Source organism: Bacillus sp. FSL W7-1085 (assembly GCF_038595035.1).
GTDB classification, from domain to species: Bacteria; Bacillota; Bacilli; order Bacillales; family Bacillaceae; genus Bacillus; species Bacillus altitudinis.
This window is the reverse complement of record NZ_CP152000.1, coordinates 1,253,788-1,268,326: the sequence shown is the minus strand read 5'-3', so window position 1 is coordinate 1,268,326 and position 14,539 is coordinate 1,253,788. Positions and strand designations below refer to the sequence as shown.

Here is a 14,539-nt window from a genome sequence, read left to right as displayed (position 1 = left end):
TTGCATCCGCAAACAAGTGAACAAATTGTGACGCATCGGTCCTATTTTAGTTTATTTTGCATTTTCATTAAAAAGAGATTATGATGTTGAATTAGATCAATAATCACGTTTTTGACGTACAAAATGAGGTGGAACATGGTGACTTTTAAATTAACGAGAATTGACATGACGAGACTTCTGTATTCTCTAAAAGGCGAGGGAGATCTGACTCCGCTTCAGCTTTTGAATTTATCTGTAAAAAGCGATAAGGAACATGAATATGATGAATTAAAAATCCCTTCTTTTTTTGAAAAACTCGAACGGCGCAAGCAAAAATCAGAGCACGGGCTTTCAACGAACGAAATCGTTGAGCTTGGCAACTTGTGTGAACTGACTTCTCTTAAATCAACAGCCATTCAAAACTGGATCAAGCGCGATATTAAAGATATGATTGGCCATCCAGAGCTTGGCAAGAAGTACTCCATTGATCAAGTCGTTATTTTATTAATTGTCCGGGATTTAAAATCAGTATTTGATTTTGATGCTATTCGTACGATTTTATCTGCCTTATTTAATACGATCACAGATCGAACGGATGATATTATCAGCCCCATCCGTTTTTATGAAGCATATGCGCACGTCCTTGATTTTATTTATCACCATACACATTTTCCATTAAAGGAAACGAATTTACGAGAAATGACAGAAGAGCAGACGGACAAGCTACACGAAGAGTTTACAGAATTGACGAAGCCGCAATGGCATTTGATTAAAGGCATTATCAGTTCTACCGTTTTCTCCGTTTTCACTTCTCACTTGCAAAGCACAGCGCAAGAAATGATGTTGAATACGCTTCAGCTGAAAAAGGCTTAAAACTGAGCCCGAGGTGACCTTCATCACCTCGGCTTTTTTGTGCAGCAATTGCCAGCATAATTGCAGGCTGTTTTTTTCAAAATAAGAAGGCGCAACAAACATGAGGTGAAAGGAGGAATATGTGATGGCAAACCGAAATCAACTTCTTGTTCCTGGAGTAGAACAAGCTTTAGATCAATTTAAATACGAGATCGCTCAAGAATTTGGCGTGAATCTCGGTTCAGATACAGTCGCACGTTCAAACGGTTCTGTTGGCGGCGAGATGACAAAAAGACTCGTACAGCAGGCGCAATCTCAAATGGGCCATTCAACTAAATAAAGACATGGTGAAATACGCCGGATCTATTCTGGCGTTTTTTTACTGTTCATATATAGGCTCATCCCGGTTTTCACGGTATGAGGGCGATGTGTTTTTTCCTTTTTGTTTGACGCCATCTCTGTTACGTTCGCCGTACGGACGATTCTGACCACTGTCGTTTTTTTTTTACATGCTTTTCAGCATCACCACGTGATGTGCCGTTTGGATGTTTTTTTTCATCTGGATCAGTTGAGTGATTTTTTTTTTGCTCTTTGTCTTTTTCAAAAGAGCGATCCTTTTCTTCTTTTCCCTTTTTCTCTTTGTTGTCAAGATTAGGGCTTGTTTGGTGAGGCTTTTGAACAGCTCCTTGCTCTTCCCTCTCAACTTCCTTCTGCTCTTTGTCTTCGCCTTCAGGAGCCTCTTTATCCGGCTGCATCTCATCGCTATCGTCTGTCTTTATGTCTTCTTTTTTGTCTTCGTCTTTTTGATCTTCATCAGCATTTTTCGGCTCTTCTTCTTTGACAGCCTCGTCATCTGCTGGATCTTCATCATCTTTTTTAACGTCCTCTTGTTCGTTGTCTTGCATTTCTTGATTTCTAATATAAGTTCCTGTTGAAATGCCTGCTTTTTGTGCCTTTTCTCTTGTTTCCAGGTCACCTTCCACAGTTTCCAGCTTATAATTGCGCTTTTGATATTCCCCCGAGATGGTGCTGATTTTACTTTTTACGTTTGTTTTGTATGTATGATCCTGCTTGTTTTCATAAACAGTTGAAATATAAATGCTTTTAGAGTGGTTCACGTATCCTTTTTTATCACAATCATCGATGATTTCCTGCACGACTTTGGTCATGTCGTTTTTTTCTAAATCTTTCATACTGGCCAGTACTTGCTTCGCATCTTTATTCAGCGGAGTGACACCGATCACTTGATAGTTGTGATCGAGTTTCAGCTCAAAGCTTGGGTTAATGTCAATCGTCATATATGCATATGCTTTTTGACTTGAGAAAGATGGCATCATAGTGAAAATCACGACAATAATTGCTGCAATTGATAGAATTCCTGCATTTAACGGACGTAAACGAAGCAGGTCAAAAAAACCGGCTCTTTTTCTTTCGAGACGTGATTCATTCGGAAACGTCACTTCTTGACCGATTTCATAGTCTTGCTGTTCATACTTTGTCCGCAGAAATTGTCCATCAGGGGTCAGCAGTGTGACATATTTTTTGTTTTTCTCTACTATAATGCCTCTTCTCATGAATTAAGCACCCCTTTAAGGTAATCTTTCAAATACACATAATCACCTGTCATAATGATCGCCATCGCAATAATATATTTTCTATTTCTCTCAATCGTTTTGCGGCTGACTTCCACTAGCTTTTCCAGCTGTTTGACTGGCAATTGTTTTTTCTGAAATAAAATGGTTCTCAGTTCATCGTGCTTAACGAGTGTATGGGCCACTTTAATGGCATTTTGTCTCGCATCCGCATGCTTTGGTGAATGCTCAAGCAGTTCTTGAAACGTAAGACCATATACTTTCAATCGTTCTTTAAAATGTTCAATCTCTTCTCTTCTATGTTCTTGTTCAATTAAACGCCTATATTCATTTGCAGAAAGCTCTGCTTCAATCATGCTTTGCGAGTATTCGCCATTCTCACTTTCTTGAAGGTCCATTTGAACCGTTGGCGCGTTTCTTGCTTCTTTTCGAATATAGTCGATTACTTTTCTTTTAATAATTAACTCCGCAAATGCAAGGAGTGAGTTGCCTTTTTCGGCAGAGTATTTTTCTATCGCTTCATTAAAGGCAATTAAGCCTACGCTGAATTCATCATCTTTTTCATCTATATATCGTTTACAAACGGATGAAACCGTCTTAGCGACAAATGGTTTGTATTGCTCTATTAATGCATTTTGCAGCTCGGTATCACCCTGTTGGATGTTGATTGCCGACTGCTCTAATGTTTGCTTTTTCTTTCCCTTTTTAAACAAAAGGCTAAGCAATGGTTTCACCTCAGTTCTCCCTATATTACTCATTTATGATAGCTAATTTATGAGGGAAGCGCAAAGGAAGAAATGAGGAATTCATTTCCTGTTACTCAATTGTGACATGTATTTCTTTATCTACTTTACAACGTTTCGTTTAAAAGCAAAGAAATAAGGGGGTATCCCCCCTTTTTTGTAATATACGTGTTATGAAAATGAAATGATATTTCTTTCAAAAAACCTACTCTTCCAGCCGAATCTCTTGTTTTTCCTCGTTTTGCTGGCCGCCTTTTCTTGATGGACTTGATAAAAACCAACCAAATGCTGCAATCGCGAGAAGGACCGTCCAGAAAATGATTTTCCATAATGTTGAATGAATGAAATGAGAGGACACGACCCCAATAGCTGGATGAGAAAGTGTATAGAGCGTCAGCTTCACGCCAACCCATCCGACAATGACAAATGCTGCTGTTTCTAGGCTTGGTCTCGTTTTAAGCAGTTTCACAAATACAGTCGCCGCAAACCTCATGATCACTAGACCAATGATACCGCCTAATAGAATGACAATAAATTGACCGCCATCAAGCCCGCCAATTTGTGGAAGATTTGTTGCTGGCAGAGTCACAGCTAATGCAACGGCTGCTAAAATAGAATCTACTGCAAATGCAATGTCAGCAAGCTCAACTTTCACGACGGTTGCCCAAAAGCCGCTTTGTTTCATGTTTGTGTCTGCTTCCTTTTTCTTAAATACGTGCGATTTTAAAATATGGTGAATCGAAATATATAGAAGATAAATTGCGCCAATCGCTTGAACTTGCCACACATCTACTAAAAACGAAATAAGAAAAAGAGAACCAAATCGCATGACAAATGCTCCCGCAAGTCCGTAAAACAATGCCTTTTTTCTTTGTTTTTCAGGAAGGTGTTTGACCATCACAGCCATAACCAGCGCATTATCAGCTGCTAAAATCCCTTCTAACCCAATCAATACGAGAAGAACCCACCCGTACTCTAAAATAATTGCTGCATCCATCATCATTCCTCCTTATTTTTTATCTATTGTCCCACAACAGACAAAGGCTTATGAATGCAAAAAAGACCTTTGCCTGTAATGGCAAAGGTCTTGCTAGACATGTGATATGTAAATCATGCCAACAAAGCCGATGGAATGAGATTCCATGTAATGACGACTTTGTTTCCGGTGATAACCGGACGCTACTCCCCTTTGGTGGGATTAAGAATATTTAGATTACTTATATCATAATCAACAGATCCCGGATTGTCAACAGGTGACTTTTCATCTTCACCCACTGATTAAGCCGTTGGTGTTTCTGTTTTTCTTTTTCTTCGTTTGAGCCACACGTAGCCAACAAACAACAAGAGCACACCAATACCAATCGGCAATACATATGGTTCTAAAATGGTTCCAACCTCTTGCCAGTTCTCTCCAAGGACAAAACCTAAATACACGTACACAAATGTAATCGGCGTAATCGCCAAAAACGTATACAGGCAAAAAACCCACACATTCATCTTCGCAATCCCACACGGAATGGAAATAAGGGTTCTGACCCCTGGAATAAACCGGCCGCTAAACGCAACAAATCCGCCATGCTTTTCAAAAAAAGCATCCGATTTATCAAGTGACTCAGGTTTAACAAAGAAATACTTCCCATATTTATTTAAAAAGGGTCTCCCTCCATAACGCCCTAACCAGTACAAGGTCAAGGGGCCTGCCACACCACCAATAGAACCGGCAGCCACAACACCAATGAAGGCCATGTCCCCTTTTGAAACCCAGTAACCTGCAAGAGGCAACACCACTTCAGCAGGAACAAATTCAATGCATAATGCAAGAAAGATGCCGAAGTACGACAAATTCTTAAAGGCATCAGCTAATGAAATAATAAAATCTTCGATGTTTATCAATCCCTTTCACACATAATCAGTTTGACAGGCTATGCTTGCAAATCGTACCGTGCCACCTATTAAACGAATAAAAAACCAAAAATGATTCACTTTTCTTCGTTTTTTTACATTAAATTTGATTTTACTATAAAAAATGTTCAAAAAAAATGCTGAATGCCCTTTTTAAGTAAAGGAAAAGTGAACACAGGCGCCACTTGATCCGATATATTAAGTATATGTCTGTTTTTAGATACAGGAGGTTTTCTTACATGACACATTTAACAGGAAGCTACAACGGATGGCTTGTCTTTCTGTCAGTCGCTGTCGCCGCTGTCGCCTCCTACTCAGCTCTTCAATTAGCCAGCCGGGTGATCCAGTCGAGCGGCGCAAAGAAAAGAGTATGGTTGATCATTGGTGCGATGATCATGGGGATGGGAATATGGTCAATGCATTTTATTGGCATGATGGCGTTTCATCTACGCTCTGGTATCACATATGAAACACCCTTACTCATTTTATCGATTTTGGCCTCTTTTATCGGTTCTTTCATTGCTTTTTCAATATGTATTCAGCAGCAACTTTCTACAAGACGACTTTTGATTAGTTCGATCACGATGGGCTCAGCTATTTGCAGCATGCACTACCTCGGATTGGAATCAATGGCGAATGTCACCATCAGCTATGACCCTGTTCTCTTTTTTCTTTCGTTTTTTATTGGTGCGCTCGCTTCATTCTTTTCATTACACCTTTTTTTCCGGCTCCATCGCTCTGAGAAAAGGCGGGAGGATCAGCTGTTAAAAATAGCGGGTGCACTGATGATGGGCGGTGCTATTGCGGGCATGCATTACACTGGCATGGCGTCTTCGACGATGTTTTTTCATTCAGATGGTCAGGTCGCTACGGGTGGTTCTCTTGAAATGTCACCATTTAGCCTGTCCATTTTCATCGGCCTGATGACGCTTATCGTCCAATCACTCATGATTTTCGGCGCCTATATTGATCAACGGATTATGTCACAATCAGATCAGCTAAAAGAAAATGAACAGCGGTTCCAATCACTGATCAAACATAATATAGATGGTATTATCGTGTTATCTGTTGATCGAAAAGTGATATCGGCGAATGACCCAGGCAAACACATTTTGAAAATGTGCAATTCCTGGATTGGTGATGATGTGAGTCAATACGTCATGCCGACTGAGATGTGGGAAGACTTTATTTATCAATCAAAAAAAGCAATTACGCGTGAAGCAGAACTGAAAGCAGCAGATCGTTTTTATTATTATCATGTTACATACATACCCGTACACGTCAACCATACACTTGACAGCATTTATCTCGTTTTAAAGGATTTAACACAGCAGAAGATTGCTGAAAAAGAAATTCATGTGATGGCACATTATGATGCATTAACTGAACTTCCGAACCGTCGTCACGGAATTAATCATTTAAATGATGTATTATCCGCTCAAGAAGAGACAAAAACGTCAACGGCAGTTCTTTTTCTTGATTTAAATCGGTTTAAAATTATTAATGATGCCCTTGGTCATAACATAGGCGATCTGCTGTTGAAAGCCGCCGCAAACAGACTAACCAAATGTTTGCCTGACAATGGCTTTATTGCAAGAATTGGCGGGGATGAATTTTTAATGATCTTTCCTCACATGGAGCATAACACACATAAAATTGAACAGCTTTTGAAAAACATCATTCGCCAATTTGAACGTCCTTTTTTCATTCAAAACCATCAGCTCATTACATCCATTAGTATTGGAATCGCCATCTCTCCGCAAAACGGTAAGAATGGTATGGAATTGATGAGAAAAGCAGATATGGCCATGTATTTATCAAAGAAACATAAACAAAGCCGCTATGAATTCTTTACTGAATCTATGGAGAGATTGAGTGAGGACAGACTCAATCGCGAACTGGAGCTACGAGATGCCATTCAAAGAAAGCAGTTTGTGCTTCATTATCAGCCGCAAATCAGCGCCAAAACAAGACAGATGACAGGTGTTGAAGCCCTTTTGAGAATGAAAGCACCAGACGGTTCTCTAAAATCACCAGAGGCTTTCATTGAACTTGCTGAAGAATCGGGCCTGATTATCGATATTGGAAGGTGGGTCATTGACACAGCATGTAAGCAGGCAAAATTGTGGTATGACAAGCAATTGAAAATCCCTGTAGCGGTCAATTTATCTGCTAAGCAGTTTAACTCTGAAGACTTAATTGATTTGATCAAACTAACGCTAAAAAAATACGACCTTCAACCATCACTTCTTGAGCTTGAAGTGACAGAAAGCATGACAATGGACAACATCAAGCAGTCAAAACAAGTACTGACATCTCTAAAACAACTTGGCGTCCGTATTAGTATTGATGATTTTGGTACAGGCCACAGCTCTTTAAGCTATTTGAAGGATTTGCCGATTCACCGTCTGAAAATTGATAAATCATTTATCGAGGATATTTTGAGCGATTCAAAGTCTGAGCAAATCACAGGGGCTATTATTGCAATGGGGCACCAGCTATCTCTAGAAGTCATTGCTGAAGGTGTTGAAACTTTTGCACAAGCGCAACTTTTATCTGCGCAGGGCTGTGACGATCTACAAGGCTTTTATTATGCCAAGCCACTTCCAGCTAGTGACATTGAAAAATTTATCGCCTATCCTGCTCATCAGCTGGATACATAAAAAAGGTGCCAACCAATGGCACCTTTTCGTTTTATCTAAATAACAAATGCTGACTGTGAATACCTGCTTTTTTCAGCAGACTAATTAATTGCTCCTGTTCTTCACGCGAAAGACCAGAAAACGCCCGCGCAATTCGAAGAGAATGGATTGGATAAATTTTATCCAGATAACTGCGCCCTTTATCCGTTAAATGGGCATAAACTGACCGCTTATCCTTTGGGTCCTGTTCTCTTTCAATGAAACCATTTCGTTCTAACTTGTCAATTACGTACGTAACATTCCCGCTGACAAGCAGGAGTCTTGAGCCGATTTGCTGAAGTTTTTGAGCACCTCTCGTATACAGTAATTCGAGAACGGCAAATTCAGTTGGATTGAATCCATGCTCCTTGCTGTCTCTAATACTGTGTTCGGAAACGCTTTTAAATGCCCTTGCAAAAACTTTGTAAAGCGTCATTGAACGTTCTACTTCTTCTTCATTAAACGATAGTCTCATCACATATCTACCTCTTATAATATTTTTTTAACTTCAAGGCTTTCTTGCGGTGCAGTTGGAGCCTTTCGTAAAAAATAGAAGTACGTTTTTGAAAACCCTTTCAACCACATAAGTGACTCCATTCGTGTTATGTATAAGATTTCGATATAAACTTTTAAAATCCTTCTTATTTTTCACAATCATCTCGAAAAAAAGCTTTTCCAGCAAACCATCATGTTACGACAAATTTTAACATAATCTGTAAAGGCTCTATATTTTCTTACATTTGATTCGTCAAATTTCTACAAAATCCAATATTGCTATAATATTAAACACACAAAAAAAGAACCCTTCATGTGACAACGCACATGATAAGGGATGTTAAAGATAGCGATCGGTTTTGTTGAAAAAGAAATGATACTCTTTTTTTAAGTCACTAATTGTCATGTTCTTGGTCATATCAGGGCTATACACCCCAAGTGAGCAAAGCTGCTTCGTATAATAATGTCTTTCTTTCGCTAAAGCTTCTTTTAATATACTCCGCATGACTTCTCCCCTCCTATCAATGGATATGGATCGGGTGCTTATGAGGACTTTTTATACAAATCATTTTGTACGGCTCTAAGAAGAGCATGTGCATTCTGACCTGCAGCCTGCATGAACTGCTCCAGCAGTTCATCCCTCTTCACATCTAATGCGATGATTTCTTTTGCCATACGGATGATCTGTGTTTTCTCCATCAAGTGCGCCTCCTCCTTATTTTTTCTTTTTCTTATCATATGTTCACGTGATATGATTTGCACTTTATATGTTAATTTTCCTTCCATTGTTTTTCGATTTTTTCATTTTTGTGTTATATTATCTAACAAACGTTAGGTTTTTTTACTGACTGTTGGATATAATATGAAGAAAAGACTTGCAGGGGTGAGGATATGACGCAGGAAGATGTATCTTATAAAGATAAAAAAGTCATTTCAATTGGGATAGTCAGTGAATTAACAGGACTTTCCGTCAGGCAAATCCGATATTATGAGGAACGTAAACTCATCTACCCCCAGCGCTCAACAAGAGGCACACGGAAATATTCTTTTTCTGATGTAGAACGTTTAATGGATATCGCCAATAAACGGGAAGATGGTGTGCAGACAGCGGAAATTTTAAAAGACATGAAGAAAAAAGAACAGGCATTAAAAAGCGGACAATATAAGAAAAAAATGCTGGAAGGACAGATCAACGCGCACTTCCGGTACAAGAATCGATGAACTAAATAACAATTGCTTACTCGGCAAAATAGACTTAGCATCTAATCGTCCTGAATATGAATCGATGAAAGCACGAACTGACCCAAAGACCGATTCTTGCTGAAGAGTCTATTTCAGGTAGCGAAAGGAAATGCGTTACAGCTCATCTTGAATCATTGAAGCAACAAAACGAGGCAGCAATTGCAGCCTCGTTATTAGCTAAAACAACCATTCAACTATTTATCCCCTAAGGTACTTGATCTTTAACGATTTAGTTTTTCAAATTTGTTCAGGAATCGAAACAGTTCGTTCATTGAGCACATTCCCCGTGTTTAGCGTCGTTTTGGGTTCTATTAAGAGCAAGTGAACTTCTTCTTCAGCAATGGGCTGATGTTCAACTCCTTTTGGAATCACAAGAAATTCTCCTTCATGAAGCGTTATTTCCCTATCCCTAAAACGGATGACTAGATTGCCTTTCCACACAAAGAACATTTCATCCTCATCATCATGGTGATGCCAAATGAATTCACCCTTCATTTTCACCATTTTCATGTATGAGTCGTTCAACTCTCCACCTATTCTAGGATTCCAATAATCATTTATTTGCGAAAATTTTTCTTCGATATTTACCTTTGAAATCAATCGATTCCCCTCCTTATTAAATGGAAACGTCTGTTTTAATTGCCACAGCTAAAAAATTCTCATTTTCTCCTCTCGATCAGATAAAAGGGACGCAATGAGCATCAACCTCTTCTATCATTTAGTTTACATACTTCTTTGGATCACGTAAAATCAAAAAATAGCATATAGATTATCACAATTTGTGATGCAAAAAAGGAGAGTTAGTTTGGATATTAAATCTTTGGAAGTATTTAAAGCCGTTGCCATTGAACAAAGCATCACAAAAGCTGCTCAAAAATTAAATTATGTGCAGTCCAATGTCACCGCAAGAATCCAACGTCTTGAACAAGAGTTAGGTGTACCTCTTCTCTATCGATATCATAAGAAAATATCTTTAACGCCTGCAGGACGTGAACTGCTGCCCTATGTAAATAAATTACTATACGATTACGAAGAAGCGATAGAAGCAGTAAAGCTTTCCTCTACTCCGCGGGGATCTTTACACATTGGATCTATAGAGTCCACCGCATCTACAAGATTGCCCAGCATTTTCACAGAATATCACAAAAAATTTCCACAAGTAGAATTGAGCTTGTATATGGCACCTACAGTCGACCAAGTTAGCGCTATCCTCAACTACAAAGTAGACAGCGCGTTAGTAGATGGGCCAATTCTTCATCCAGAAATCATCGAGTATCCTGTATTGGAAGAATCCCTCGTTCTCATTACAAGCTACTCCACGGAGCAATTCCAGGTAGAATCTATTTTACATGAGCCGTTGCTCTCGTCATTCGCCCATTGTATTTATTTAGGACGATGGCAAAAGTGGCTAGAGAACAACGGCTATCCTCCTATGAAGGTCATGGAATATGGTACGTTAGAGGGCGTCCTTAAATGTGTTGAAAGCGGGCTGGGAGTGACTATATTACCAAAATCTATGGTTGAATCTCGGGGGGAAGGCAAATTTACCTGTCATCCATTACCGGAACCACATCGGATCGTGCCCACTGTGTTGATCAGGCGACGTGATTCGTACATGACCAGTGCTCTGTCACAATTTATGGAGTTAATAGGCATTACGAATATGTGATCTGAGACAAATCATTGTTTTCATTAATAAGATCATGTGTGTTAAAAAAGAGGATAGTTAGAGCGACATTCTTTCAGCTTTTCTATCCTTTTACATTATCTCAACTTATGCCTGATTTATCATAAAGCATATGAACGATACTTTTTATTTAGATGAAGCGTCAGTTCCTTCAACAACCCCTACAAAGTCAATTCGTACGCCGCCTTTTTCAGGATCTTCTTTCACCCGAAAGGCAAGCGCCTTTTTTTCTCCAGTGTTTACATCTTTATAATTTGCATGAAAGACATGGATGCTGGCTTCTTCCAATTGAAAATCTTCATAAGAAAGCGTCTCAATTCCCCATTCCTTTTTCGATTTAAGAATGTCACTTGGGCTTGGGACTGCGCCTTCGACATAGACATTGTCCATTTTTCGTTTATTTCCTTCAGTTATCGCTTCAAGCATATGCTCTGATGCCACAAGTCTTCTGTCTTTCCCCTCGTCTTCTCTTGAACATGCACTTAGCAAAACAATGCACATGAAAATGAATAAAAACTTCTTCATTTTTTTCTCCCACCTTCTCCTTAAAATGTAAAGGATGGAAGCGCTATATGCAATCTTTATTCAAAAAAGACTGTAAAACGTTACATTTTACAGTCTTTTGACTACATCAGTGTATGAAGAAATGCTGTTGCAATTCCAAAATAGATGAGTAAGGATAAAATATCATTCAATGTTGTAATCAGCGGTCCAGATGCAATGGCTGGGTCGACGTTTAATCTGTGTAAAATAATCGGCACGACCGTACCTGCCATTGTCCCAATAATCAGTGTTGCAAGAAGCGAGGAACCAACAACAAAACCTAAAATCATATTGCCCTGCCATACCATGGCAACGACCGTAATAATGATTGAACAAACAATCCCAATATAAATACTTGTTCTCAGCTCTCTGAAAATCAAGCGCATAATGGTTTTTTTCGTTAATTCTTCTTTTGACAATCCTCTAATGACAACCGCTAGAGACTGTGTCCCTGTATTCCCTGTCATACCTGCAATCATCGGCATGAAGAATGCTAAAGCAACGACTTGCTGCAAGGTATCTTCAAAATAATTTAAGATACTGCCTGAAATCAGCCCAATGAATAGAAGCAAAATGAGCCATGGAAGACGGCGGTATGCCGCCACAAATGCCGGTGTGTCGAACGTGATATCTTTACCAGAGGCAGCAAACTTTTCATAGTCTTCTCCTGCCTCTTGAATCACAACATCAATGATATCATCGACTGTCACAATTCCGACTAAGACATTGTTCTCTTCTACAACAGGGATGGCAAGGAAATCATATCGCTCAATGAGTTTTGCGATTTCTTCCTGGTCTTGAAAGGCACCAACGGCAATGACTCTTGTAAACATAAGATCCTGCACTTTTTCATCCGGTTCACCTAAAATAAGATCCCTGTATGAGAGTACCCCTACAAGCTGTTTTTGATCGTTTATGACATATAAGTAGTTGATCGATTCAGCAATTTCAGCAAAGCTTTTCAGCTTCACCACGGCATCCTGAACCGTATAATGCTGCGGAATCCAAACGTACCGATTGGTCATGATCCGGCCTGCTGTCTCAGCAGGGTAATTCATGAGAAGCTGGACGGCCTTGGATTCCTCTGCTTCCATGTTAGATAAAAGCTGATCCTTCAGCTCATCCTCCATCTCATCAAACAAGTTGGCTAGATCATCGTTATCCATTTTGTTTGTGACGAAGGTGGCTTTGTCTTTCCCTACTTTTTCAAGAACAATCTCTTGATATTCCCGCTCCAGTTCACCCATCATTTCCGTCACGTCATCGACTGTTAAAAAGCTGAGAAAGCGGCCGCGGTGTTTTTCTGGAAGCTCCTTGAATAAGTAGGCCATATCATAAGGCTGAAGTTCTTCCATAATGTTTTTAAATTCTTTACGTTTCCCATCTCTTAGTAAAATAATGATGCGTAAAATGAGTTCATCGTACGTAATGTTCTGTATCATCGCTGTTACCTCCCCAAAATCAGGAGATACCCGAATCCCTTAGATTGTGCGGGGGTCAGGATCTCCTCTATCTGATGCGTCAATCTGATCTTTTGAGATACTCTCTATGTGTCTCGAATCGGGATGATCCATCCCCACACCTCCTTTTCTCATAAAAAAGCACCTTCAACCGAATGAAGGCGCTTTGTAAGCATGACAAATAAACACTTGCTCCTTCAATCGTAGAGCTTTAGCACTGTATGGCATAGGATTCATCCAGCTGCATTAAAAATCACCTTATGTCGATGATTCCTGTTGACCCATTGGCGTCTTTGGACATTTTTGGGCAGCAGCGTATCTCCATACAGGAGCCTCACCTAACGAAGTCTCATATTGTTGACACACTGAGATTACAGAAAAAGCGCAATGATGTCAATAAGCAAGATGCCAAGTTTTCTGATGTATTCGCTTACTTTTCAAAAAAAGAGCGATAGACAAGTTGACCATCGCCCTTTCATGTCTTCTATTCCTCTTCTGGCTGATTCATATCCTCTTGGGAGAGGAGATGAAAAGAATCATGCAAAAACAAAGCATATCCTTCTCCATCAGGATGGGGAACATATTCCGCACGATCCATCGTCTGTTCTTCTTCTTTTTTCTTCATCATATTCTCTCGCCTCCTTTCCAGTAGTTTGTCCCAATGAAAAAACCTTACACATAAAAGTGTAAGGTTCAGCGTGTGCGTGCTGGTGCTCACGAATGTCAAATTCGCCCCGCACCAGTACTCGTCCTTCCTAGGACTGCAAAGGTTTTCTATCACGCTCAAAGGTTCATTTATAGCTTAATCGTCCCATTCTTGCTTGAGGATTTTGCCTGTTTTAGCGGAAATCTCAAAATCAACTTCTTCGCCGCTTGGTGTCGTAATTTCAATTTCATACAAGTACACACCATTTTCTTTATCTAATTCTGAATCTGTGACTGTTCCTTTTACTTTTGCAAGGGCAATTTGTTCAGCCTGTTTTTTGGTGATTTTTACATTTTGTTTCTTTTCTTTGACTGGATCATTGAGCGCTTTGCCTGTTTTGGCATCGACATATACTTTATATTCAAAGCCGCCTTTTTTAATCTCGACCTCATATACCCATTTCCCTTTTTTACGCTCAAGATCTACATCATCTACATAGCCTTTCACAACTTTTAATGCTGCTTTTTCAGCCTGTTTCTTTGAGACAAAAGAAGATTTCTTTTGCACCACTTGTTCGGCATTTGCCGTTTGATTGGTATTTTGCGCTTGAAGGGTGAAACCACCTGCGACAAGGGCTCCTGTGAATGCTGTAGCTACTAGTACTTTTTTTATCATATTTCATTCCTCCTCTGTTTGATTTCTCCTTTATCTTAAAAA

At 39.5% G+C, this 14,539-nt stretch carries 16 protein-coding genes, 1 pseudogene and 2 riboswitches; of the genes and pseudogenes, 5 read left to right on the top strand and 12 right to left on the bottom strand.

Features of this window, described 5'->3' with window-relative positions; genetic code table 11:
* Positions 1 to 135: 135 nt before the first annotated feature.
* Positions 136 to 852: a DUF1836 domain-containing protein gene (locus MKY11_RS06410; protein WP_058337426.1), complete on the top strand. Its 717-nt coding sequence runs from the start codon at positions 136 to 138 to the stop codon at positions 850 to 852.
* 124 nt (positions 853 to 976) lie between these two features.
* Entirely contained in the window at positions 977 to 1,171 is a 195-nt protein-coding gene (locus MKY11_RS06405; protein ID WP_008346135.1) for an alpha/beta-type small acid-soluble spore protein, read from the top strand.
* A gap of 121 nt (positions 1,172 to 1,292) precedes the next feature.
* Here MKY11_RS06405 and MKY11_RS06400 read toward each other — a convergent pair whose 3' ends face one another.
* From MKY11_RS06400 to MKY11_RS06385, 4 genes and pseudogenes are all read right to left on the bottom strand, one after another.
* A complete protein-coding gene (locus MKY11_RS06400; protein WP_342501956.1) occupies positions 1,293 to 2,405 on the bottom strand; it encodes an anti-sigma factor domain-containing protein in 1,113 nt (370 codons plus the stop codon).
* Positions 2,402 to 3,157, bottom strand: a complete 756-nt coding sequence (gene sigI, locus MKY11_RS06395; RefSeq protein WP_008346139.1) for an RNA polymerase sigma factor SigI — start codon at positions 3,155 to 3,157, stop codon at positions 2,402 to 2,404. Before sigI ends, MKY11_RS06400 begins: the two co-directional genes overlap by 4 nt.
* 214 nt (positions 3,158 to 3,371) lie before the next feature.
* Positions 3,372 to 4,264, bottom strand: a pseudogene (locus MKY11_RS06390) (TerC family protein).
* Positions 4,260 to 4,366, bottom strand: a riboswitch (yybP-ykoY riboswitch). (Overlaps the previous pseudogene by 5 nt.)
* A 78-nt stretch (positions 4,367 to 4,444) precedes the next feature.
* Complete coding sequence (locus MKY11_RS06385) at positions 4,445 to 5,059, bottom strand: DedA family protein (RefSeq protein ID WP_342501955.1); 615 nt, start codon at positions 5,057 to 5,059, stop codon at positions 4,445 to 4,447.
* A 248-nt stretch (positions 5,060 to 5,307) separates the two neighbouring features.
* On the opposite strand from MKY11_RS06385, the gene MKY11_RS06380 reads away from it, so the two are divergent.
* Positions 5,308 to 7,731: an EAL domain-containing protein gene (locus MKY11_RS06380; RefSeq protein WP_160757953.1), complete on the top strand. Its 2,424-nt coding sequence runs from the start codon at positions 5,308 to 5,310 to the stop codon at positions 7,729 to 7,731.
* Between the two features lie 31 nt (positions 7,732 to 7,762).
* On the opposite strand, the gene MKY11_RS06375 is transcribed toward MKY11_RS06380, so the two are convergent.
* The 3 genes from MKY11_RS06375 to MKY11_RS06365 form a co-directional block, all read right to left on the bottom strand.
* Positions 7,763 to 8,227, bottom strand: coding sequence for a MarR family transcriptional regulator (locus MKY11_RS06375; RefSeq protein ID WP_088004396.1), 465 nt, complete (start codon positions 8,225 to 8,227; stop codon positions 7,763 to 7,765).
* A 357-nt stretch (positions 8,228 to 8,584) separates the two neighbouring features.
* The gene (locus tag MKY11_RS06370) at positions 8,585 to 8,749 is read right to left on the bottom strand and encodes a hypothetical protein (RefSeq protein ID WP_045034954.1); all 165 of its coding nucleotides are present in this window, start codon (positions 8,747 to 8,749) and stop codon (positions 8,585 to 8,587) included.
* A 38-nt stretch (positions 8,750 to 8,787) separates the two neighbouring features.
* Positions 8,788 to 8,943: a hypothetical protein gene (locus MKY11_RS06365; protein ID WP_008346151.1), complete on the bottom strand. Its 156-nt coding sequence runs from the start codon at positions 8,941 to 8,943 to the stop codon at positions 8,788 to 8,790.
* Positions 8,944 to 9,135: 192 nt separating this feature from the next.
* Here MKY11_RS06365 and MKY11_RS06360 point away from each other — a divergent pair, with 192 nt between their 5' ends.
* Positions 9,136 to 9,465 carry a MerR family transcriptional regulator gene (locus tag MKY11_RS06360; RefSeq protein ID WP_007498778.1) on the top strand — a complete coding sequence of 110 codons (330 nt, stop codon included), beginning with the start codon at positions 9,136 to 9,138 and terminating at the stop codon, positions 9,463 to 9,465.
* Positions 9,466 to 9,723: 258 nt separating this feature from the next.
* On the opposite strand, the gene MKY11_RS06355 is transcribed toward MKY11_RS06360, so the two are convergent.
* Positions 9,724 to 10,086 (bottom strand): cupin domain-containing protein, encoded by a 363-nt coding sequence (locus MKY11_RS06355; protein ID WP_081105410.1) that lies wholly within the window; start codon positions 10,084 to 10,086, stop codon positions 9,724 to 9,726.
* A 205-nt stretch (positions 10,087 to 10,291) separates the two neighbouring features.
* On the opposite strand from MKY11_RS06355, the gene MKY11_RS06350 reads away from it, so the two are divergent.
* Positions 10,292 to 11,155 carry a LysR family transcriptional regulator gene (locus tag MKY11_RS06350; RefSeq protein ID WP_039170301.1) on the top strand — a complete coding sequence of 288 codons (864 nt, stop codon included), beginning with the start codon at positions 10,292 to 10,294 and terminating at the stop codon, positions 11,153 to 11,155.
* Positions 11,156 to 11,299: 144 nt separating this feature from the next.
* Here MKY11_RS06350 and MKY11_RS06345 read toward each other — a convergent pair whose 3' ends face one another.
* The 4 genes from MKY11_RS06345 to MKY11_RS06330 all read right to left on the bottom strand — a co-directional run bounded on the left by MKY11_RS06345 (position 11,300) and on the right by MKY11_RS06330 (position 14,497).
* Positions 11,300 to 11,698, bottom strand: a complete 399-nt coding sequence (locus MKY11_RS06345; RefSeq protein WP_039170299.1) for a lipoprotein — start codon at positions 11,696 to 11,698, stop codon at positions 11,300 to 11,302.
* Positions 11,699 to 11,799: 101 nt separating this feature from the next.
* Entirely contained in the window at positions 11,800 to 13,158 is a 1,359-nt protein-coding gene (gene mgtE, locus MKY11_RS06340) for a magnesium transporter (RefSeq protein WP_007498785.1), read from the bottom strand.
* Between the two features lie 207 nt (positions 13,159 to 13,365).
* Positions 13,366 to 13,529, bottom strand: a riboswitch (M-box (ykoK) riboswitch).
* A 131-nt stretch (positions 13,530 to 13,660) separates the two neighbouring features.
* The gene (locus MKY11_RS06335) at positions 13,661 to 13,804 is read right to left on the bottom strand and encodes a hypothetical protein (RefSeq protein ID WP_008346168.1); all 144 of its coding nucleotides are present in this window, start codon (positions 13,802 to 13,804) and stop codon (positions 13,661 to 13,663) included.
* A gap of 174 nt (positions 13,805 to 13,978) precedes the next feature.
* Complete coding sequence (locus MKY11_RS06330) at positions 13,979 to 14,497, bottom strand: PepSY domain-containing protein (protein WP_008346169.1); 519 nt, start codon at positions 14,495 to 14,497, stop codon at positions 13,979 to 13,981.
* Between the last annotated feature and the right edge of the window lie 42 nt (positions 14,498 to 14,539).